Source organism: Candidatus Latescibacterota bacterium, from assembly GCA_020633725.1.
Lineage (GTDB): Bacteria > Krumholzibacteriota > Krumholzibacteriia > JACNKJ01 > JACNKJ01 > VGXI01.
This window is the reverse complement of the sequence record JACKDC010000003.1, coordinates 42270-64191: the sequence shown is the minus strand read 5'-3', so window position 1 is coordinate 64191 and position 21922 is coordinate 42270. Positions and strand designations below refer to the sequence as shown.

Here is a 21922-nt window from a genome sequence, read left to right as displayed (position 1 = left end):
GCATGATCGGCCGGAGCCTGTCGCACTACCGCATCCTCGAAGCCCTGGGCGCGGGAGGCATGGGCGAGGTCTATCGCGCCGAGGACACGCGGCTCCGGCGGCAGGTGGCGATCAAGCTCCTGCCCGAGGGGCTGGCCGCGGACGCCGCCGCCCTCGCGCGCTTCGAGCAGGAGGCGCGGGCGGTGGCGGCGCTGTCGCACCCGAACATCCTCGCGATCTTCGAGCTGGGGCGGGACGCGGACCTGACCTTCGTCGTCACCGAGCTGCTAGAGGGCGAAACGCTGCGCGCGCTGCTCGCGCGCGAGGGCGCCCTGCCGCCGGCGCGGGCGTCGGCGATCGCGCGGGACGTGGCCGCCGGCCTCGCCGCCAGCCACGCGCGAGGGATCGTGCACCGGGATCTGAAGCCGGAGAACGTCTTCGTGACGGCGGCCGGCGCGAAGATCCTCGACTTCGGCCTGGCCAAGGTGCAGCTCGCGCCCACGGACGACGACAGCACCCAGAGCGCGCACACGCGGCCCGGCGCGCTCGTCGGCACGCCCGCCTACATGGCCCCGGAGCAGCTGCGGGGGGAGGCGGTGGGAGCGGCGGCGGACCTCTTCGCCTTCGGCGTCATGCTCCAGGAGATGCTCACCGGCGCGCACCCCTTTCGCGGGGCGTCCCTCCCCGAGACCACGAGCGCCATCCTGCGCGACGCCCCGCCCGCCCCGGCGCCGTCGCTGCCGGCAGGGCTTCGGCGCATTCTCGCCAGCTGCCTCGACAAGTCCGCCGCTCGGCGCGCGCTGGATGCGGCGGCCATCCTCGACCTGCTGGCGCAGGCGCCCACGGCCGAGGCCGAGGCCCTGGACTCGCTGGCCGTGCTCCCCTTCGTCAACGAGAGCGACGACGAGGACGCCGAGTACCTGAGCGAGGGCATCGCCGACACGCTGATCGACAACCTCTGCCGCCTGCCGGGCCTGCGCGTCATGGCCAGCAGCACGGTGCTGCGCGCGTCGCGTGCCGGGGGCGATCTGCGCGAGCTGGGCCAGTCCCTCGGCGTGCGGGCCGTGCTGGCGGGACGGCTGCGCCGCCATCGCGACCGGCTCATCGTGCGCACCGAGCTGGTGGACGCCCGCGACGGCACGCGCCTCTGGGGCGCCCACTACCAGCGCCCGGCGGCGGACCTGCTCGCGATCGAGCACGAGATCGCCCGCGAGATCGGCGAGAACCTGCGGCTCGAGCTGAGCCGCGAGCAGCGCGCGCGCCTCGCCCGCGGCCACACCGAGAACGCGGAGGCGCACGAGGCCTACCTGCAGGGGCGTTTCGTCTGGAACCGCTGGAAGACGGCCGATGGCATGAAGACGGCGATCGGCTTCTTCGAGAAGGCCCTCGCCCTCGACCCGCTCTACGCGCGCGCCTTCGCCGGCCTGGCCGACAGCTACAGCGTCCTCGGCAACGTGAAGGCGCTGCCGCCCGAGCAGGCCTATCCGCGCGCGAAGTCGGCGGCCGAGCAGGGGCTGGCGGTGGATCCCGAGCTGGCCGAGCTGCACACCTCGCTGGGCTTCATCCATCGCCACTGGGACTGGGACTGGGACGCCGCGGCGGCGTCCTACGAGCGGGCGATCGCCGCCAATCCGGACTACGCCACGGCCCACCGCTGGTACGCCCTGCTGCTGACGGGGCTCGCCCGCCACGACGCGGCGCTGCCCCTGATCCACCGCGCGCGCGAGCTGGAGCCAAGCTCGGTGATCCTGCGCACGTCGGTGGGGGACGTCTACTTCTACGCGCGGCGCTACGAGGAGGCCATGGAGCACTATCGCGCGGCCATCGCCATGGATGCCGAGAGCCTGGCCGGGCACACCGACCTCGCCCGCGCGCTCGAGCTCTCCGGCCGCTACGAGGAGGCGATCGCCGAGTACACGCGCGGGCGCGTGATCGCGGCGGGCGCGGCGCCGGATCCGTCGTCGGGGCTGGCGCACGTCTACGCGCGCATGGGCCGCCGCGACGACGCCCTCGCGATCCTGGAGCAGCTCCTCGCCATGCGGGCCGAGCGCTACATCTCGCCCTACGGGATCGGGTCGATCTACGCGAGCCTGGGCGAGGTGGAGACCGCGCTGGACTGGCTGGAGCGCGCCTTCGACGAGCACGACCAGACCCTCGTGCTGCTCAAGGTGCACCCGCGCCTGGATCCGCTGCACGGGCATCCGCGCTACGCGGCGCTGCTGGCGCGCATGCGACTGGACCGGTGCTAGAACTTCGCGAGAGTCAGGTTGTCGATGGCGAAGGCCCCGTTCGTGCCCTCGTCGCTCACGGGCGAGAGAAAGACGAAGATCGAGCGGATGCCGGTGAGATGGACGTCGTACTGATTGGCCAGAATCTCCAGCGACAGCTCGACATGTCCCGACCGGCCGAGGGAGTTCTGGTAGGGCGCGCCGGCGTCCCAGGTGTCGGGCAGGCGGACGATGAGGCCCTGGGCCTCGCCGCCGCCGAGACTCGGGCTGAGCGCAAGCTCCAGCGAGTCGGTCACGGTGGCCCCGCCCAGCGCCCAGGCGAAGTCGAAGGCGATGCTGTCCACCTGCGTCGGGAGATCGACGCGGAAGGTCTCGACGATGGGGAAGTTGATCGGCCGCGGGTTGCCCCAGAGGCAGTCGTCCACGATGCCGTTGCCCACGGAGGCGTCGTCGGGCAGGAGCGTGGAGTCGTTGAAGTAGACGGGGTTGCCGATGTCGTTGAGGAAGACCACGCTCTCGTCGGTGCTGTAGCTCGTGTTGCTGGGCGTGTCGTCGATGAGGCCGGGGGGCGAAGGCGGCCAGGTGATGCCGTCGCCATCCGGCTTGGGACCCGACGTGAAGGTGTAGGTCACGACGAAGGGCTCGTCCTGCGCGCCGGGCCCGGAGGGGCCATCATCGTTGCAGGCGCAGACGGCCGCGAGCGCGGCGAGCGACAGGGCGATGACGAGCAGACGGGTGCGTGGCATGGTGCGGCGCATCGGCGTGGCCTCCTGGCTGTCGGGAATGGGCATCCTGGGGGATCCGGAACGGCGCGTCAAGGATATCACAGGTTCTGAGAAATAGCGCCCACGGGGCGGGAGGGGATGGATGGACGCACACCGAGAACGTCACTACGCCGAGCGAATCGGCTGGCTCCGCGCCGCCGTGCTGGGCGCCAACGACGGCATCGTCTCCACGGCGAGCCTGGTGGTGGGGGTGGCCGCGGCCAGCGCGGGGCACCGGGAGGTGTTGGTGGCGGGGCTGGCGGGTCTGGTGGCCGGGGCGATGTCCATGGCGGCGGGGGAGTACGTTTCCGTCAGCTCGCAGTCCGACACCGAGAAAGCCGATCTGGCCCGGGAGCGGCTCGAGCTCGAGACCGATCCCGAGTTCGAGCTGAAGGAGCTGGCGGCGATCTACGAGGAGCGCGGCCTCACGCCGGAGCTGTCCCGCGAGGTGGCCGAGCAGCTCACGCGGCACGACGCCCTCGGCGCCCACGCACGCGACGAGCTGGGACTGACCGAGGTCCACAGCGCGCGTCCCCTGCAGGCCGCGCTGGCCTCGGCGGCAACCTTCGCCGTGGGCGCCGCGCTGCCCCTGGCGATCGCAGGCTTCGCGACGGGCCGGGCGCTGATCCCGAGCGTGGCCGCGGCCTCACTGCTGAGCCTGGCGCTTCTCGGCGGCATGGCGGCGCGCGCGGGCGGTGCGGGCGTGGCGAAGGGATCGCTGCGGGTCACGCTCTGGGGCAGCCTGGCGATGGCGGCGACGGCCGCGCTGGGCACGGCCTTCGGCGGACTCGGGTAAGGAGGAGCGTCGGCTAGATCGCCGACGTTTCCCCCACCAGCAGCTCAGCGACATCCTTCGTCGCCGTCTCCGCCCCGTGGGCCTTCACGCCGTCGGACATCATCGTCATGCAGAAGGGGCAGGCGCTGGCGATCGTGCCCGCGCCCGTGCCGACGGCCTCCGCCGCGCGGTTCTCGTTGATGCGCGTGCCGAGCGTCTCCTCCATCCACATGCGGCCGCCGCCGGCGCCGCAGCAGAAGCCCTTCTCGCGGCTGCGCTCCATCTCGATCACCTTCGCGCCAGCGGCTTCGAGGAGTTCGCGGGGGGCGTCGTAGTTGCCGTTGTGACGTCCCAGGTAGCAGGAGTCGTGATAGGTGACGGTCTGGCCGGCCAGCGTCTTCGCCGGCTTCAGCTTGCCCGCGCGGATCAGCTCGGCGAGGAACTCCGTGTGGTGATGCACCTCGAAGTCGCCGCCGAACTCGGGATACTCGTGGGCGAGCGTGTTGAAGCAGTGGGGGCAGGCGGTGAGGATCTTCTTCACGCCGAGCCCGTTGAACTGCTCCACGTTCGCGCGCACCTGCATGTCGCCCAGGTACTCGTTGCCGATGCGCCGCGCCGGGTCGCCGCAGCACTTCTCACTATGGCCCAATATGGCGAAGTCCACGCCGGCCTGCTTCAGCAGCTCGGCGAACGCCACGCTGATCTTCTTGTTGCGGTCGTCGAAGCTGCCCATGCAGCCCACGTAGAAGAGGTACTCGGCGTCGGGTTTTTCGGCGTAGGTCGGGATTCCCAGGCCGTCGGCCCAGGCGCCGCGCTCGGTGTGGGAGATCTGCCAGGGATTGCTGTTCGTCTCCAGGTTCTTCATGGCGAGCTGGACTTCGGGGCTCATGGCGCCCTGCATCATCACGAGGCCGCGGCGGTAGTCCACGATCTCCTGGATGTGCTCGATGAACACCGGGCAGGCCTGCTCGCAGGCGCCGCAGGTGGTGCAGGACCAGATGGCGTCGATGCCGAAGACGTCGCCCACGAGACTCGCCTTGGCCTTGGCCGGCGCGTCCTCGGGCAGCGCGCCGTCCGCCGTGCCGATCAGCGCGCCTCCCTTGGCCATGATGTGTTCCTTGACGTGGTGCACCATCATGTAGGGGCTCAGCGGCTTACCGGTGGCGTAGGCCGGGCACTCGTTCTGGCAGCGGCCGCACTCGGTGCAGGCGTAGTGGTCGAGCATCTGCTTCCACGTGAGGTCGGCCATCTCGTCCTTGCCGAACTTCGTGGCGGACTGATCCGTGAAGTCGATGGTGCTGAGCCTGGCGCGCGGCGCGTCCGGCGGCCGGCGCAGGATCATGTTCGGCGCGGCCATCAGGATGTGCAGGTGCTTGCTGTAGGGGATGTAGGCCAGGAAGCCCAGGATCAGCAGCGTGTGGATCCACCAGCTCGCCGCGATGATGACCTCCAGCCCATGCTGCCCCCGCGCGCGCAGCAGCTGGTCGAAGCCCTGGCTCACCGGCGCCCACTGCATGCCGCTGGTCCAGTTGGGCGGGCCGGGGATCGTCCCCGCCACCTGGCGCAGGTAGTGCAGCCGTCCTTCGGCGCCGCGGCCGATCCACATGAGCAGAACCAGGGCGACGATCCAGCTCAGGATGAGCGTGGCGTCCTTCTTGGTGCCGGGGTCGTCGCTCTCCAGGCGCTTCGGCTTCAGTACCCAGCGGCGGAAGAGCCCCACGGCGATGGCCACCAGCACCGCGATGCCGAGCAGATCGAGCATGAGGCCGTAGACGCGGTAGAGCCCCGCGCCCACGATGCGCTCGTAGGTCCAGTCGCCGGCGAAGGCGCGGATGAAGGTCTCCAGCGTGCCGAGGCTCAGGATCATGAAGCCCCAGAAGATGAAGAAGTGCCCCAGGCCCGCCGGCTCGCGGAGCACGCTGCGCTGCCCGAAGAAGTAGACGAAGATGGCGCTCCAGCGCGCGCCGCGCTCGGCCGGCTTGCCCAGGCGCAGGATCGCGATGAGCCGGCGCAGGGTCCAGACGAAGAAGACCAGGGTCGCCAGCAGCACGATGGCGAAGATCAGGTTCGTGGGGAACTGACCGGGCAGCATGGGCACTCCTTCGCTGAATTCAGGGTCCGAGAAGAAACCCTATAGTGAGCAAGGCCCGTGCTCAAGCGAGATTTCCATGGTGTGCAACAATAACCCGCCAAGGCCGAGGCCCCGGCGGGATATGCGTGAAATCGAGCGGCTTGGGCCGTCTACATGCTCTTCGCGAACTCGAAGCCGGAGGCCAGGGCCTTGCGGTTGGCGTCCACCAGGTTCTTGCGCTTGAGAGCCAGGGGCAGGGTTTGCTCCAGGGCTTCGAGGCTCATGAGCCCGGTCTTGGCGAGGTAGGCGCCCACCATGATGGTGTTGGCCATGCGCGTGTTGCCGAGGTCGTCGGCCATCTTGGTGGCCGGCACCGCGAGCACCTCGATGTCGCCGCGCTGGGGCGCGATGTCGATGATCGTGGAGTCGTAGAGCAGCAGCGCGCCGGCGCGGAGATCCGGCTCGAACTTCTCGAGGCTGGGGCGATTGAAGGCCATCAGCACGTCCGGGTGCGAGACCGTGGGGCTGCCGATGGACGTCTCGCTGATGTTCACGAAGCAGTAGGCCGTGCCGCCGCGCATCTCCGGGCCGTAGCTCGGAATCCAGCTCGTGTGGAAGCCCTGCTCCATGCCCGCGTTGGCCAGCATCGCACCGGCCGACAGGATGCCCTGCCCGCCGAAGCCCGCCAGCTTGATGCTGGGGTTGGCGTAGCCGGGCTTGCGGAGCGTGGCGGGGAAGGCCGTCGGCTCGGCCTGTGCGAGGTCGAGGGCTTCGAGGAGGGCGTCCTCGTCCACGTCCATCTTCTCGCGGAACCAGGGCTCGCGGGTCTCGCGCAGGTCCTTCTTCACGCCGAGGGGGAAGTAGGGCGCCATGTGCTCGAGCATCCACGCGGACTGGTCGGCGGGGTCCACCTTCCAGCCCGACGGGCAGGCGCTCAGCACCTCGACCATGGAAAAGCCCTTGCCCTCCATCTGGCAGCGCAGCGCGTTGCGGATCGCCCGGCGCGTGCCGCTGATGGCCTTGTTGTCCCAGAGCGCCGTGCGCTCGATGTAGGTGGGACCGTCCAGCGTGGCCAGCAGCTCGGCCATCTTCATGGGCGGGCCTTCGTTCATGACGTCGCGGCCGTAGGGCGTGGTGGTGGTCTTCATGCCGGGCAACGATGTCGGCGCCAATTGCCCGCCGGTCATGCCGTAGATCGCGTTGTTGACGAAGATCACCGTGAAGTGCTCGCCGCGGTTGGCGGCCTGCAGGATGTTGTTGCCGCCGATGGCCGCCAGGTCGCCGTCGCCCTGGTAGCTCACCACGATCGCGTTGGGGTTCGCGCGCTTCAGCGCGGTGGCCACCGCCGGCGCGCGCCCGTGCGCCACCTGGATGTTCCCCGTGGAGAAGTAGTAGTAGACGAAGACCGAGCAGCCCACCGGACTCACCATGATGGTGCGGTCCTGGATCTCGAGGTCCTCGATCGCCTCGGCCAGCAGCTTGTGGATGTTCCCGTGGCCACAGCCCGGGCAGTAGTGCGTGGTGCTCTTGTCGCCGGGCTTCCGCTCGAACTCCTCGTAGAAGCCCTTGGGCCGCTCCAGGATCTTCTTGGCCATGGGATGCTCCTCAGGCTGTGGCGCCCGCGCCGAGCTGGCGCGTCACCACGTCGTAGATCTCCTCCACGGACGGGACGTTGCCGCCCATCCGGTTGTGGAAGTGCACCGGCACGCGGCCCGCCACGGCGAGGCGGACGTCGTCCACCATCTGGCCGTTGCTCAGCTCGCTCACCAGGAAGGCGCCCGTCTGCTTCGACAGCTCCGCGATGCGGTCGCTGGGGAAGGGCATCAGCGTGATGGGCCTGAGCAGGCCCACCTTGTGGCCCTCGGCCCGCGCGCGCTCGGCCACCGAGCGCAGGATGCGGCTCACGATGCCGTAGCCCACGAGGATCAGCTCCGCGTCGTCCACGCGGTACTCCTCCAGCATGATCTCGTTCTCGGCGATGAGCCGGTACTTGTCCTGGAGGTGCCGGTTGTGGGCCTCGAGCTCGTCGGGATCGAGGAAGATCGAGTTGATCAGGTTCTCGGCGTCGATCTTCTCGCCCTTCAGCGCCCAGGGCTTGGCGGGGATGTCCTTCACGGGCGGCGGGAACTCCACCGGCTCCATCATCTGGCCGATGAACCCGTCGGCCAGGATGATCGCCGGGTTGCGGTACTTGTCCGCCAGCGCGAAGGCCTTGATCGTGAGGTCGCACATCTCCTGCGCGCCGTTGGGGGCCAGCACGATCAGCTTGTAGTTGCCGTGCCCGCCGCCCTTGACCATCTGGTTGTAGTCGCTCTGCTCGGGGGCGATGTTGCCGAGCCCCGGCCCGCCGCGCGTGATGTCGACCACCACGCAGGGCAGCTCGCTGCCGGCCAGGTAGCTCAGGCCCTCCTGCTTGAGGCTGATGCCCGGGCTCGACGAGGCCGTCATCGTGCGCTCGCCCGAGGCCGCGGCGCCGTAGACCATCTGGATCGACGCGATCTCGCTCTCGGCCTGCAGGAAGGTGCGTCCCACGCGCGGGAAGTACTTGGCGGCGGCGTGGGCGATCTCGCTGGCCGGCGTGATGGGATAGCCGTAGTAGGACTGGCAGCCAGCCAGCAGCGCGGCCTTCACGATGGCGTCGTTGCCCTTGATGAACTCCTTGGCCATGGCCTTCCTCCTAGTCCGGGTACTCGGCGCCCTTCTTGAAGACGGTGATCGCCGCCGGCTCCGGGCAGGCGTAGAAGCACATTCCGCAACCGGTGCAGCCCTCGCCCTTGTAGCTGGCGGGGTGATAGCCGCGGCTGTTGAAGCTGCTGAGCAGGGCGAGGCAGTCCTGAGGACAGGAGATGACGCAGAGGCTGCAGCCCTTGCAGTGCTCGGGGGAGACCACGGTGATGGCCTGATCGAGAAGTCGGCTCATGAGTCCCGCCTTTCTTTGCGTCAGCCCAATCGGAAAAACAGACCAACAATGGCCGGAACGGCTCCAAGGTACGCAGGCGGATCGCGGCTGTCAACCCGAGCTCCGACAGTCCCGGCGGGGTAAAACGCACAAACGCTGAAATGTCAATGCGATGCCAAACCGGGCATTGACGGCGTCTTTTGTGGATTTGGCGGGGAGGGGGCTCCCGGGGGCGATGGCCGCCCCCGGGGGCTGAAGGCTAGTGGTAGCGCTCGTCCTCCGAGCTGCCGTCGTAGTCGTCGAGGCTGGGACGATGGCGGGAGCCGCCGTCGTCGTCGTCATCCTTCATCTCGTCGAAGGAGACGAAGCGGTCGTCGGCGTCGACGTCGTGGTCGTCGCTGTCCCGAAAGCCGCCGTCGAAGCCGAAGTCCTCGCCGCCGACGGCCGCGGCCCAGGGGCTCTTGGCCTGCACCGGCTCACCGACCGCTTCGGCCGCCCGCGACTCCGCGGCCTGGCGGCGGAGCGTCTCGTGCTCGCCCGAGCCGGCGTTGCTCGCGGCGGCGGCGCGGCGCTTCAGCGCGGCGGCCAGCACTTCCTCGGCCAGCGATGCGAAGGCGGCCGACGCGGTCCCCGCCCGGTTGAAGTGATTCACCGGACGGCCCCGCTGGGCCACCTCGGCGAGACGCACGCTGCGTGGGATCGCCGTGTCGAAGACCAGGCCCTCGTACTCCTCGCGCACGCGGCTGGTGACGTCACCGGCCAGGCGCGTGCGCGGATCCACCTGGTTGAGCACGATGCCCATCAGCTCGGGCACATGGCGACCCTGGCGGCGCATCTCGTCGAGACCGTCGAAGAGGCGCGGCAGCGCGCGGTACGGCAGCTCCTCCGCCTGCAGCGGGACGAGGCACTCGTCGGCCGCCTCGAGCGCGGCGCCGGTGAGCACGCCCAGGTTCGGCGGGCAGTCCAGGAAGATGTAGTCGTAGCGCTCGCGCTGACGCGCGATCAGCGCTGCCACGCGCTCGGGGTGCGCCGCCGCGCCCTGCAGCAACTCGTGCTCTTCCTCGCGCGACCACACGTTGCTGGTGATGAAGTCGAGATTGTCGATGCCGCTGGGCTGGATCGCCGCGTCGATGTCACCGTCGGGATCGAACAGGTCCAGCAGACCGTTGTCGACGTCGAAGCGATCCCGACCGAAGCTGCTGATGAGGCCGCACTGCGGATCCACGCCCACGAGCAGGCAGCGGTAACCCTTGTCGGCCAGCGCCGACGCCAGGTTCACGGCCACGGTTGTCTTGCCGACCCCACCTTTGGGGCAGACGACGGCCACACTGCGTCCCATGGGACCTCCTCGCTGACGATGTAGATGGCTTGCGCCTCATGTGCTGTAGACCAGAGACGAGTGCGCATAGTGACGAACGCCGGGACTCTACGCAGCGGCTGGAAATCTGGCAAGGAGGAATTGCAGGAGCGGGAAACCGTCTCGCGCGTCGAACGGCGGACGCGCGCTAGTTGCCCCAGAGGGCCTTGACGTTGCTCCAGCTCGTGGGCTCCGCGTCGAGCTGCTCGGCATCTTCGCGGGACTTCGCAGTCAGCGCGACGTCGCGGGGCGCCTGGGGGGGCGCGTTTCGCACGGTGTCGACGGCGGGCTTGTCGGTGGCGGGGGGGGCGGAGGGCTGCGCACCCTCATTGGCGAGGGCCGCGGCGGGAATCAGCGTCAAAGCCAGGAGCAGCGGCAACGTGCGTTTCATGGATCCTTCCCGCTTGTTATCGACCCCGATTGCGCGCACTATTGTAAACCTGCCAGGAATGCAATACAAGTCCTGACGGTCCGGGAAAGAGACGTGGCTGAACTTCGCTTCCAGATCAAGGGGATGCACTGCGCGTCCTGCGTGGGCAAGGTCGAGAAGGCCATGGCCACGGTGCCCGGCGTGGACCAGGTCAGCGTGAACCTGGCCACCGGCGAAGCCCGCGTGCACGGCAGCGGCCACCTGCCCGCGCTCGGCCTGCTCGAGGCCGTGCATCGAGCGGGCTTCGAGGCCGATCCCGCCGACGACGAAGCGCTCTCCGAGATCCCGTCCACCGTCGAGGACCCGCAGCTGCTGCGGCGGGACCTGCGCCTGGCCATCCTTCTCAGCGTTCTCCTCATGATCCTCGCGATGCTCGGACCCAAGGGGCTGCCCTGGAGCGTGGCGCAGGGCGCGCTGGCCACCGTGGTTCTCGTCGGGCCCGGCCGCCGCTTCTACGTGCGCGCGTGGCAGCTCCTGCGCCGGCGCGGAACCGCGATGGAGACGCTCATCGCCCTCGGCACCGGCGCCGCGTACCTGGGCTCCTGGGCGAGCCTCGCGCTGGGCGGGCACCTCTACTTCGAGAGCGCCGCGGTGATCGTCGCGCTGATCCTGCTGGGGCGCGTGCTCGAAGGCCGCGCCAGGGACAGCGCGGCCGACGCCCTGCGCGAACTGGCGCGCCTGCTGCCCGAGCGCGCCGTGCGCGTGGAGGACGACGGCAGCGAGACCGAGCTGCCCCTGGCGCAGGTGCGCCCCGGCGACCGGCTGCGGGTGCGCTCGGGCAGCAAGGTGCCGGTGGACGGCGTCGTGATCCAGGGCGAGGGCGCCGTGGACGAGTCCATGCTCACGGGCGAGAGCCGTCACCTGCGGCGGCAGAGCGGCGAGCGCGTCACGGGCGGCACGCTGCTCGTGGACGGCTTCGTCGAGCTGCGCGTCACGGCCGTCGGCGAGCACACGGCGCTGGCCGGCATCCTGCGCCTCGTGCGCGACGCCCAGGCCTCCAAGGCGCCGGTGCAGCGGCTGGCCGATCGCGTGGCGGGCATCTTCGTCCCCGCGGTGCTGGGTCTCGCGCTGCTCACCGTGCTGCTGCATCTGATCCTCGCGCCGCAGCTCGGCGCGCTGACGATCCTGATGCGCGGCGTGGCGGTGCTCATCATCGCCTGTCCCTGCGCGCTGGGGCTCGCCACGCCCACGGCGATCCTCGTGGGCAGCGGTCTCGCAGCGAGCCACGGCATCCTGTTCCGCGAGGCCGCCGCGCTGGAGCGCCTGCAGTCGATCGGCGTGCTGGCGATGGACAAGACCGGCACGCTGACCCGGGGGCGTCCCAGCGTCGCTCGCTTCCACAACTTCAGCACCCTGCCCCAGGGCCAGCTCCTGCGCTTCGTGGAGGCCGCCGAGAGCTCGGTGAGTCACCCGCTCGCCGAGGCCCTGCGCGACTACGCCCGGGAGCGCGCGGAGGGCAAGGCCTTCGCGCTGGCCGTGACGACCCGTCCGGGCGGCGGCGTGCGCGCGGAGGTCACCGGGAAGCAGGTGCTCGTGGGCTCGCCCGCCTACCTGGAGAGCGAAGGCGTGTCGCTCGACGAAGAGCGTGAGCTGCTCGACGAACTCGAGGCCGGCGGCCTGACGCCGGTCCTGGTCGGGCTCGAGGGTCGGCTGGCCGGCGCGTTCGGGCTCGAGGACGAGCTGCGCCCCGAGGTCCCGGCCCTGGTGGCACAGCTCGGCCGCATGGGCGTGGAGCCGGTGCTGCTCTCGGGCGACCGTCCCCAGGCGGTGCAGCGCACGGCGGCCCAGGCGGGCATCGAGCGCTGGGCCGCGGCGCTCAGGCCGGACCAGAAGGCGAAGCGCATCCGCGAGGAGGCGGCGAAGGGTGCGGGCGTGGGCATGCTGGGCGACGGCGTGAACGACGCGCCGGCGCTGGCCGCGGCGACGGTGGGCATTGCGCTCGCCAGCGGCACCGACGTCGCCGTGGCCACGGCGCCGGTGACCCTCGTGCACGGCAACCTCAGCCGCCTGATCGACGCCATGCGCCTCTCCGCCCGCACGCTGCGCACGATCCGCGAGAACCTGTTCTGGGCGTTCGTCTACAACGTGCTCGCCATCCCCCTGGCCGCCCTCGGCGTGCTGAACCCCATGATCGCGGCCGGCGCCATGGCCGCCAGCAGCGTCTTCGTGGTGACGAACAGCCTGCGGCTGCGCGGATTCCGCTTCGGCCGCCGCCCGGGCCCAGCCGCGCGTTGACAGTCGCGGCGGGCTGTGTTTCCTTCCTCGCACCTGCAAACCCAGTTCATCACGGCGACACGAGGAGGCCGACGGTGGCCGAGACGCCCATCACGCCCATCACGATCGAGTTTTGCGTCGTTTGAAACTACGAGCCACGCGCCGCCAGTTTGGCGGCGGCCATCCAGGAGCGCTTCGACGTCACCCCTGAGATGATCCGGTCCGGGGGCGGCGTTTTCGAGGTCACGGTGGGCGGCAGGCTGGTCTTCTCCAAGAAGGCCGAAGGCCGCTTCCCCGAGGACGAGGAGATCTTCGCGGCGATCGCCGCGGCCAGGTAGGGGATGTTCAACAACAAGGCCTTCTACCGCAAGCTGGACGCGCTCCTGAGCGGCATCGTCGTCGAGGAGCGCCCGCACCACGACCTGGCCCGTCTGGTGGACCAGATCGTCCAGGCCTTCCGCGAGGACCTGGGCACGGTGAGCGGCCGGCTCTACGTGCTCCACGAGGGCCGCTACTACCTGCGCCACAGCACGGCGCCCCTCGGCGACGACCTGCGCGGCTTCGCGATTCCGGCCAGCTACCCGCCCATCCAGGCCATCCTGAGCGAGCGCATCGTCGCCGTTCACGAGGACTTCCCCGGCTACGACCCGGAGCTGGAAGAGCGCCTCGGCGTGCGCAACTTCGCGGCCTTCGCGCTGGAGGCCGGGCGCTACGTGGTGTCGTTCGGGCTGGACAGCCACGCCGAGGAGGAGGCGCTGCTCTTCGCGCTCGGCGCGATCCAGCACAGCCTCAGCCTGCGCCTCAAGCAGGCGGCCATGGCCGCGGAGATCAGCGAGGCCGAGGCCATCCAGCTCAGCCTGCTGCCGCCGCACCCGCCGCACTTCGCGGGCTTCGACATCAGCGCGCGAACCTACGCCGCCGAGGCCACCGAGGTGGGTGGGGACATCCACGATTTCATGGAGCTGAGCGAGGACGCGCTGGGCATCGCCGTGGGCGACGCGAGCGGGCACGGTCTGCCCGCGGCCCTGCAGGCGCGCGACGTGGTGACCGGCCTGCGCATGGGCGTCGAGAAGGAGATGAAGATCACCGCCGTGATCCGGCGCCTCAATCAGGTGATCCACGCCAGCCGGCTCTCCACGCGCTTCGTGAGCCTGTTCTACGGCGAGCTCGAGCGCAACGGCAACCTGATCTACGTGAACGCCGGACACTGCGAGCCGATGGTCATCGGGCCGGGCAACACGCTCGAGCGCCTGACTGTCGGCGGGGTGATCCTCGGTCCCACGGCCGACGCGAACTACCGCCGCGGCTTCACGCACGTCTCGCCCGGGCGCCAGCTCCTGCTTTTCACCGACGGACTGGTGGAGCGCCGCAGGGGGAACGAAGAGTACGGCGAGCAGCGGCTGCTCTCGGTGTTCCGGGACTGCTTCGAGCTGTCCTCGGCCGAGACCGTCGAGAGCATCGTGTCGGCGGCCCGGTCCTTCGGGGGCGAGGCCCCCTGGGAGGACGACGTCACCCTGCTGGTCGTGAAGCCCGCGTGAATCGGGTCCGAAAGGCAGATGCCCTATTGACAGCGCAGTGCGGCGGGACTAAGTTTGCCACTTCAAGGTAATTTTTCCTTCTTTTCGTAGCAGGCCTGAACAAGGCAGGGGCAAGGAGGATCGGTGCTCTACTCGAAAGCTGCCGAATACGCGATCCGCGCCATGGTCTATCTCGCCGAGCAGACCGAGGGCGAGCTCATCCAGCTCAAGGATGTGGCCGAGAAGGAGGACATCCCCTTCCACTTCCTGGCCAAGACGATGCAGATCCTGTCCCGCAAGGGCCTGGTGCGCTCGCACCGCGGGCCCCGGGGCGGCTTCTGCCTGTCGCGTCCGCCCGAGGAGATCACGCTCTACGACATCGTCGATCCCATCGACCACATCGCCAACTACGACGAGATCTGCATCCTGGGCATCGACGTCTGCTCCGACGAGGCCGCCTGCCCGCTGCACGATGACTGGACGAAGATCCGCGCCCAGATCCGCCTGACGCTCGAGGGCAAGAACCTGGCGCAGATGGTGGGCAAGCTGGAGGAAAAGCGTCGCCTGGTGAAGGAGAAGGGGTTGAACTAGCCCCTTTTTTTGGGTATATTCAAGACCAACAGGCCCGATAAGCGATGATGCCCGGGCCTCCGCTTATGGGCGGGACGAACGAACGGACTGAGAGGACTTCGGAGGTCGTCGGACTGGTTGGCTGTTCGCCGTGGTGAGCAGTGAGGGGTAAGCAGGTAGTCCGATCTTCGAAGCGGTGAGGGGGTTCAGGTTCGTCTCGCCCGGTTCTTTGGGTCCGAGGGGGAACAGGCCGGCTGTGCAGCCGGCCTTCGTGTTTTCTAGGCAGCCGGTCCCTCGCGCTTCCTGAGCTCCCCGACGAGATGCCCCAGCTCGGGAAGCAACAGCTTCTCGAGGGCCAGCCGCACCGCCGCGGGCGAGCCCGGGAGCGCGACGAGCAGCCGATCGCCGCGCACCCCGGCTGCGGCGCGGCTCAGCATGGCCGCCGCGCCGATCTCCTGCCAGCTCAGCATGCGGAAGAGCTCCCCGAAGCCCGGCAGCTCGCGTTCGAAGTGGCGGGCGACCACGTCGGCGGTGCGGTCGCGCGGGCTGACGCCCGTGCCGCCGGTGAAGAGCGCCGCCGAGCAGTCCGGCGCGGCGAGCGCGGCTTCGACGGCGTCGTCGATCCGCGCCGGCTCGTCGGGCACGAGCACGCGATCGAGCAGGCGATGCCCCGCGGCGGTCACGAGCTCGGCCGCGAGGGCGCCGCTCCTGTCGGTCGCGAGGGTGCGCGTGTCGCTCACCGTGACCACGATCACGCCGAGCCCCGGCTGCGCGCGGCGCTGGTGCTCGCGGTGGGGGCGGTCGCCGTCGCTCACGTCGCTCCTTCCCGGCGGCCCTTGTGCCGCCTGCCCGGCGAGGATACCCTGACCCGCAGCCGAACGCCAGCCGAGGTCTTCCATGTCCCCCTCACGCAACGCGGCGCTCCGACGCCGACTCCTGGCCTGGTTCGATCGCGAGCGCCGGCCCATGCCCTGGCGCGAGACGCCCACGCCCTACCGCGTCTGGATCTCCGAGATCATGCTGCAGCAGACCCAGGTGGCGACGGTCATCCCCTACTTCGAGCGCTTCGTCGCGCGCCTGCCCGACCTCGAAAGCCTGGCCACGGTGGACGAGGAAGCGCTGCTCAGCCTCTGGAGCGGTCTCGGCTACTACCGTCGCGCGCGGAACCTGCAGGCCGCGGCGCGGCAGGTGCTCGCCGAGCACGGAGGCGCGCTGCCCGCCGACGCGGACGTCCTCGCCACCCTGCCCGGCGTGGGGCGCTACACCGCCGGCGCCGTGTCGAGCATCGCCTTCGGGCGCCCCGAACCGGCGCTGGACGGCAACGGCATCCGCTTCCTCACCCGCCTCGACGCCCTCGCCGGCGACCCCGCCCGCCAGCCGCTCCAGGGCCAGCTCTGGGGGCGCCTGGGGGCGCTGGTGCGCGGGGAGCGCCCGGGCGATCTGAACCAGGCGGTGATGGAACTCGGCGCCAAGGTCTGCCGGCCCCGCAATCCCGACTGCGACGCCTGCCCGGCGGCCCCGCACTGCCTCGCGCACGCGCGGGGCGAGAGCACGGCCTACCCGCAGGGCCGGCGCGGCGAGTCGCCGGTGGAGCTTCGGCTCGAAGTGGGCCTCTTCCGCCGCCGCGACGACGACGGCCGGCTGCTGCTGGCGCGCGGGGCGCGTCCCCTCCTGGGCACGCTCTGGAACCTGCCCTTCCGCGTGCTGGACGACGCCGCCGGCCTCGCCGCCGAGCGCTGGACCGCCCTCGGCCTCAGGCTGAGCGCCCGCCGCGAGCTGGGGGAGGGGCGCCACGGCGTGACGCGCTACCTGCTGCGCCAGCAGGTGCTGAGCGCGGTGGCCGAGCTGCGTCCGGTGGGAGAGGGGATCGAGTACCGCTGGGCCTCGCGCGAGGAGCTGCCCGCGCTCGGTCTGCCCGCGTTCAGTCGCAAGTTGTTGAAACGCTTCGACAGCGATTCCGAGCAGGTCTAGCTTCAGCGGGAACCATTCGGATCCGAATGAGCTAGTAGAGTCCCCCCTGCCCTCCTGCTGGCCGCCCTCGCCGCGCCCCTCGGCCCCGGCGGATCCTTGAGCGATGAAAACGCACGCGCCGCGAGGAGCACCATGAACACGCTGAAACGAGCACTGCGCGCCTTGGGGCTGATGGCGCTGGCCGCCCTGCCTTTCCTGGCCAGCGCCTGCAGCCTGGGCACCGAAGCCTGGGAGCGCGATCTCCACGCAGAGCCGGAGATGGCGATGGAATACGATTCCATCGACCTCGGCCTCGACGAGCACATCTACTTCAGCAAAGAGGCCTCCAGCGGCGGACAGGGCTTCGGGGGAGGCGGCTGTGGCTGCAATTAGACCCATCCGCACGGCCCTCGCCGCCGCCTGCGCCATGGCGGGCGTGCACGCCGACACCGCTGGCGCACAGACGGTGGCGCAGACCACCGAGGTCGACGGCGCCGTCATGCTCTACAGCGAGTCGCAGCGCGTGCTCGCGGTGGAGCCCGTGATCCAGGTGACGCACCCGCTCTCGGACCTGCGCACGCTGTCCGTGAAGCTCGTGCTCGACGGCCTCACCGGCGCCTCGCCCAACGGCGCCGTGCCCAGCACGCAGGCGCAGACCTTCACGCGGCCGTCGGGCAGCAGCAGCTACACCGCCGCGCCCAACGCGACGCCGCTGGACGACGCCTTCTCCGACAAGCGCGGCGAGCTGGACGTCTCGCTCGAGCAGCGCTACGGCCTGCTCACGCGCGCGAGCTACGGCGGCCACGTCTCGCTGGAGCAGGACTACGCCTCGGTGGGGGCGGACCTCGTCCTCAAGCGCGAGTTCGACCGGCGCAATCGCATGCTGACCCTGGGCCTGTCCCTGGGCCTCGACAGCGTGAGCCCCCAGGGCGGCGCGCCCACGGCGCTCGGGGAGATGGCCGCGCCCAGCGAGTCGAGCGGCGAGGGCGACGACGAGGGCGGCGGCGCGCCCGGCGAGAGCAAGAACACGGCGGACCTGCTCGTGGGCTACACGCAGATCGTCGACCGCTCCACCGTCGCCCAGGTCAACTACTCCGCCAGCCACTCGGGCGGCTACCTGAACGACCCCTACAAGTTCGTCAGCGTGGTGGCGCCCGAGAGCAGTGCCGACGCGGGCGAGCCGGTGCGTCAGCTCTACGAGAGCCGGCCCGACTCGCGGCTCAAGCAGAGCGTCTTCGGCCGCGTGAAGCGTCACCTGGGCCGGGACGTACTCGACCTCAGCTACCGCTACCTCTGGGACGACTGGAACATCCGCTCGCAGACCGCCGAGCTGCGCTACATCCTGCGCTACCGCGAGGGCGACTCGCTGGAGCCCGATCTGCGCTGGTACCGGCAGAGCGCAGCGGACTTCTATCGCCACAGCCTGGTGGACGGCGTCGCGCTGCCCGCCCACGCCTCGGCGGACCCGCGCCTCGCGGCCTTCGACGCGTGGACCTACGGGCTGCGCTGGCGCCACACGCTGGCCAGCGGGCGCGAGATCAGCCTGCGCGCCGAGTACTACCAGCAGCGGGGCGACAGCCATCCCGCCGACGCCATCGGCCAGCTCAAGAACCAGGACCTCTTCCCGGATCTGGACGCGGTGGTCTTCGAGGTCGGCTGGCGCTTCGACATTCCCCGCTAGGGGTGCGCGTTGACGTCCCGCGCCGCCGGTGACGGCAGCAGTTCCATGGAGCGCAGGGGCGACCTGTGGATCGGCCGCTTCGCCGCCATGGCGAGCCCCTGCGAACTGCAGCTCGAGCTCGCCGACGGCGTCCTCGCCGACACGCTGCTCCGCGCCGTCGCGGACGAAGCGCGCCGCATCGAGGCCAAGTACAGCCGCTACCGCGAGGACAGCGCGCTGTCCGCGATCAACGCGGCGGCGGGCGGCGAGCCCGTCACCGTGGACGACGAGACCGCCGGCCTCCTGGACCTCGCCGCGCGCTGTCACGCGATGAGCGGCGGGCTCTTCGACGTCACCTCGGGCGTGCTGCGCCGCGCCTGGCGCTTCGACGGCAGCGACCGCCTCCCTTCGCGCGCCCGGGTGAAGACCCTGCTGCCGCTCGTGGGCTGGGAGAAGCTGCGCTGGGAGCGCCCGGCGCTCACCCTGCCCGCGGGCATGGAGATCGACCTGGGCGGACTGGGCAAGGAGTACGCGGTGGATCGCTGTCTGGAGCGGGTCACGTCGCGCTGCGGGTCGCCCTGCATGGTGAACTTCGGCGGCGACCTGCGCGTGAGCGGGCCGCGCGCGGGCGGCAGGCCCTGGCGCGTGGCCATCGAGGACCCCGCGGTGCCCGACCGGCCGCTGCGCCTGCTGGACGTCACCGGCGGCGCCCTCGCCACCAGCGGCGACAGCCGGCGCTTCCTGCTGCGGCGGGGGCGCCGCTACTCGCACGTGCTCAATCCGCGCACCGGCTGGCCCCAGCCCGGCGCGCCGCGCTCGGTGAGCGTGGCCGCGGGCAGCTGCCTCGAGGCCGGGCTGCTGGCCACCCTCGCCCTGCTCCACGGCCGCGACGCGGAGGCCTTTCTCGCGGCGCAGGACGTCCGCCACTGGGTGCTCCGCTAGTCCGCTCGGGCTGGAGCCTTGCGCCTGCACCCCGCTTGTCTTATAACCCTAGCCCATGCCCGGGCGAGAGGTCCGGGCTCACCCGCTTTCGGCGAGGTTCGCCATGCCCTACGATCCCGCACGCATCGAGCCCAAGTGGCAGCGCTACTGGGAGGAGCACAAGACCTTCCGCGCCGAGCAGGGCTCCACCCTGCCCAAGCGCTACGTGCTGGACATGTATCCCTATCCCAGCGGCGACGGTCTCCACGTCGGGCACCCCGAGGGCTACACCGCCTCGGACATCATGGCGCGCTTCTGGCGCATGCGCGGCTTCAACGTGCTGCACCCCATGGGCTGGGACGCCTTCGGTCTGCCCGCCGAGAACTACGCCATCAAGACCGGCACCCATCCGCGCGCCACGACGGACCGGAACATCGCGAACTTCCGCCGCCAGCTGAAGATGTTCGGCTTCAGCTTCGACTGGGACCGCGAGATCGACACCACGCGGCCGACCTACTACAAGTGGACGCAGTGGATCTTCACCAAGCTCTACGAGCGCGGCCTGGCCTACGAGGCCGAGGTGGCGGTGAACTGGTGCCCGGCCCTGGGTACGGTGCTCGCCAACGAAGAGGTGGTGGACGGCAAGAGCGAGATCGGCGGCCACCCGGTCATCCGCCGGCCCATGCGCCAGTGGATGCTCAGGATCACGGCCTACGCCGACCGCCTGCTCGCCGATCTCGAGGACCTCGACTGGCCCGACAGCATCAAGGAGCTGCAGCGCAACTGGATCGGCCGCAGCGAGGGCGCCGAGGTGGACTTCGCGGTGGAAGGCCACGAGGACGTCATCCGCGTCTTCACCACGCGCCCCGACACCCTCTTCGGCGCCACCTACATGGTGCTCGCGCCGGAGCATCCGCTGGTGGACGCGATCGTCACCGGCGGGCAGCGCGAGGCCGTGGCGGCCTACCGCGCCGAGGCCGCCCGCAAGAGCGACCTCGACCGCGGCATGGCCAAGGACAAGACCGGCGTCGGCACCGGCGCCCACGCGATCAATCCGGTGAACGGCGCGCGCATCCCCATCTGGGTGGCCGACTACGTGATGATGGGCTACGGCACCGGCGCGATCATGGCCGTGCCCGCCCACGACCAGCGCGACTGGGAGTTCGCGAAGGCGTTCGCGCTGCCCATCGTGCAGGTCATCGAGGGCGGTGACATCGAGCAGGAGGCCTGGTCCGGTGACGGCAAGCTGATCAACTCGCCGCCCATCGACGGGCTGAACGTGCCCGAGGCCATCGGCAGCATCACCGCGTGGCTGGAGGCCAAGGGCCTCGGCCAGGCCAGCGTGCAGTACAAGCTGCGCGACTGGCTCTTCAGCCGGCAGCGCTACTGGGGCGAGCCCTTCCCCGTGCTGCACTTCGCGGACGGCAGCCAGCGCGTGCTGGGCGCGGACGAACTGCCGCTGCTCCTGCCCGAGGTGGAGAGCTACAAGCCCGCCGGCACGGGGGAGAGCCCGCTGGCGGCCATGACCGACTGGATCGAGGTCGAGGACCCGGTAACGGGCAAGCCCGCCCGCCGCGAGAGCAACACCATGCCCCAGTGGGCCGGGAGCTGCTGGTACTACCTGCGCTTCCTCGACCCGGACAACCACGACGCCGCCTGGTCGCCCGAGGCCGAGCGCTACTGGATGCCCGTGGACCTCTACGTCGGCGGGGCGGAACACGCCGTGCTGCACCTGCTCTACGCCCGCTTCTGGCACAAGGTGCTCTACGACCTGGGGCTCGTCTCCACGGTGGAGCCCTTCGCGGCGCTGCGCAACCAGGGCATGATCCTGGGCGAGGACGGCGAGAAGATGAGCAAGAGCCGCGGCAACGTCATCAACCCGGACGACGTGATCGCCGGACACGGCGCCGACTCGCTGCGCCTCTTCCTCATGTTCCTGGGCCCGCTGGAGCGCGACAAGCCCTGGAACACGCAGGGCATCGAGGGCATCCACCGCTTCCTGTCGCGCGTGTGGCGACTCTTCTTCGACGGCGACGACGACGCCATGCACCCCGCGCTGCAGGACGTCCCCGCCGACGAGGAGACCCTGCGCGCGCTGCACCGGACCATCGCTGACGTCACCGAGATGACCGAGACGATGCGCTTCAACACGGCGATCAGCCAGATGATGGTCTTCGTCAACGAGATGACTCCGCGCGAACAGCGCTCCCGCGCCGCGCTCGAGGACTTCCTGCGCCTGCTCGCGCCCTACGCCCCGCACCTCGCCGAGGAGATCTGGGAGCGCCTGGGGCACGAGGGGTCCATCGCGCGCGTGGCCTGGCCGACGCACGATCCGAAGTACCTGAGCGTGGACATGGTGACCGTGGTGGTGCAGGTGAACGGCAAGGTGCGCGACCGCCACGACGTGCCCGCCGACGCGAGCGAGGACGCCGTCAAGGCGCTCGCCCTCGCATCCGAGCGCCTCGCGCCGCAGCTCGAGGGCAAGCGGGTGGTCAAGTCCATCTACGTGCCCGGCAAGCTGCTCAACCTGGTGGTGAAGTAGGCGGCAGTCGCCGCCGCTGTGCTATGCTTGTGCACCTCGTCCTCA

The 21922-nt window shown here is 70.3% G+C and carries 19 protein-coding genes; 11 read left to right on the top strand and 8 right to left on the bottom strand.

What is annotated here, in order from left to right:
- Window positions 1-2: 2 nt before the first annotated feature.
- Window positions 3-2228: a protein kinase gene (locus tag H6693_07690; GenBank protein ID MCB9516061.1), complete on the top strand. Its 2226-nt coding sequence runs from the start codon at window positions 3-5 to the stop codon at window positions 2226-2228.
- On the opposite strand, the gene H6693_07685 is transcribed toward H6693_07690, so the two are convergent.
- A complete protein-coding gene (locus H6693_07685; GenBank protein MCB9516060.1) occupies window positions 2225-2965 on the bottom strand; it encodes a hypothetical protein in 741 nt (246 codons plus the stop codon). The genes H6693_07690 and H6693_07685 overlap by 4 nt on opposite strands.
- Window positions 2966-3074: 109 nt before the next feature.
- On the opposite strand from H6693_07685, the gene H6693_07680 reads away from it, so the two are divergent.
- Entirely contained in the window at window positions 3075-3767 is a 693-nt protein-coding gene (locus H6693_07680) for a VIT family protein (GenBank protein ID MCB9516059.1), read from the top strand.
- Between the two features lie 13 nt (window positions 3768-3780).
- Here the strand turns inward: H6693_07680 and H6693_07675 are convergent, their stop codons facing one another.
- From H6693_07675 to H6693_07650, 6 genes are all read right to left on the bottom strand, one after another.
- Window positions 3781-5838 carry a (Fe-S)-binding protein gene (locus H6693_07675; GenBank protein ID MCB9516058.1) on the bottom strand — a complete coding sequence of 686 codons (2058 nt, stop codon included), beginning with the start codon at window positions 5836-5838 and terminating at the stop codon, window positions 3781-3783.
- A gap of 149 nt (window positions 5839-5987) precedes the next feature.
- Window positions 5988-7412: a 2-oxoacid:acceptor oxidoreductase family protein gene (locus H6693_07670; protein ID MCB9516057.1), complete on the bottom strand. Its 1425-nt coding sequence runs from the start codon at window positions 7410-7412 to the stop codon at window positions 5988-5990.
- 10 nt (window positions 7413-7422) lie between these two features.
- The gene (locus tag H6693_07665; protein ID MCB9516056.1) at window positions 7423-8484 is read right to left on the bottom strand and encodes a 3-methyl-2-oxobutanoate dehydrogenase subunit VorB; all 1062 of its coding nucleotides are present in this window, start codon (window positions 8482-8484) and stop codon (window positions 7423-7425) included.
- A 10-nt stretch (window positions 8485-8494) separates the two neighbouring features.
- Complete coding sequence (locus tag H6693_07660; protein ID MCB9516055.1) at window positions 8495-8737, bottom strand: 4Fe-4S dicluster domain-containing protein; 243 nt, start codon at window positions 8735-8737, stop codon at window positions 8495-8497.
- Window positions 8738-8975: 238 nt separating this feature from the next.
- Window positions 8976-10055: a ParA family protein gene (locus H6693_07655; GenBank protein ID MCB9516054.1), complete on the bottom strand. Its 1080-nt coding sequence runs from the start codon at window positions 10053-10055 to the stop codon at window positions 8976-8978.
- 166 nt (window positions 10056-10221) lie between these two features.
- A complete protein-coding gene (locus tag H6693_07650; GenBank protein ID MCB9516053.1) occupies window positions 10222-10464 on the bottom strand; it encodes a hypothetical protein in 243 nt (80 codons plus the stop codon).
- A 93-nt stretch (window positions 10465-10557) separates the two neighbouring features.
- Here H6693_07650 and H6693_07645 point away from each other — a divergent pair, with 93 nt between their 5' ends.
- The 4 genes from H6693_07645 (at window position 10558) to H6693_07630 (ending at window position 14825) form a co-directional block, all read left to right on the top strand.
- Entirely contained in the window at window positions 10558-12738 is a 2181-nt protein-coding gene (locus H6693_07645) for a copper-translocating P-type ATPase (GenBank protein MCB9516052.1), read from the top strand.
- Between the two features lie 149 nt (window positions 12739-12887).
- Complete coding sequence (locus tag H6693_07640; GenBank protein MCB9516051.1) at window positions 12888-13055, top strand: SelT/SelW/SelH family protein; 168 nt, start codon at window positions 12888-12890, stop codon at window positions 13053-13055.
- A gap of 3 nt (window positions 13056-13058) precedes the next feature.
- On the top strand, window positions 13059-14255 hold the full coding sequence (locus H6693_07635; GenBank protein ID MCB9516050.1) for a PP2C family protein-serine/threonine phosphatase: 1197 nt from the start codon (window positions 13059-13061) through the stop codon (window positions 14253-14255).
- A 123-nt stretch (window positions 14256-14378) separates the two neighbouring features.
- A complete protein-coding gene (locus tag H6693_07630; protein MCB9516049.1) occupies window positions 14379-14825 on the top strand; it encodes an Rrf2 family transcriptional regulator in 447 nt (148 codons plus the stop codon).
- A gap of 257 nt (window positions 14826-15082) precedes the next feature.
- Here the strand turns inward: H6693_07630 and H6693_07625 are convergent, their stop codons facing one another.
- Window positions 15083-15703, bottom strand: coding sequence for a MogA/MoaB family molybdenum cofactor biosynthesis protein (locus tag H6693_07625; protein MCB9516048.1), 621 nt, complete (start codon window positions 15701-15703; stop codon window positions 15083-15085).
- Here H6693_07625 and mutY point away from each other — a divergent pair.
- The 5 genes from mutY (at window position 15702) to H6693_07600 (ending at window position 21877) form a co-directional block, all read left to right on the top strand.
- Window positions 15702-16775: an A/G-specific adenine glycosylase gene (gene mutY / locus H6693_07620; GenBank protein MCB9516047.1), complete on the top strand. Its 1074-nt coding sequence runs from the start codon at window positions 15702-15704 to the stop codon at window positions 16773-16775. The two genes, H6693_07625 and mutY, sit on opposite strands and share 2 nt — an antisense overlap.
- A gap of 132 nt (window positions 16776-16907) precedes the next feature.
- Window positions 16908-17147 (top strand): DUF4266 domain-containing protein, encoded by a 240-nt coding sequence (locus tag H6693_07615; protein MCB9516046.1) that lies wholly within the window; start codon window positions 16908-16910, stop codon window positions 17145-17147.
- On the top strand, window positions 17134-18435 hold the full coding sequence (locus H6693_07610; protein ID MCB9516045.1) for a DUF3570 domain-containing protein: 1302 nt from the start codon (window positions 17134-17136) through the stop codon (window positions 18433-18435). The genes H6693_07615 and H6693_07610 overlap by 14 nt, the downstream gene beginning before the upstream one ends.
- A gap of 45 nt (window positions 18436-18480) precedes the next feature.
- Window positions 18481-19356, top strand: a complete 876-nt coding sequence (locus H6693_07605) for an FAD:protein FMN transferase (GenBank protein ID MCB9516044.1) — start codon at window positions 18481-18483, stop codon at window positions 19354-19356.
- Between the two features lie 103 nt (window positions 19357-19459).
- Window positions 19460-21877: a leucine--tRNA ligase gene (locus tag H6693_07600; protein ID MCB9516043.1), complete on the top strand. Its 2418-nt coding sequence runs from the start codon at window positions 19460-19462 to the stop codon at window positions 21875-21877.
- Window positions 21878-21922: the final 45 nt, after the last annotated feature.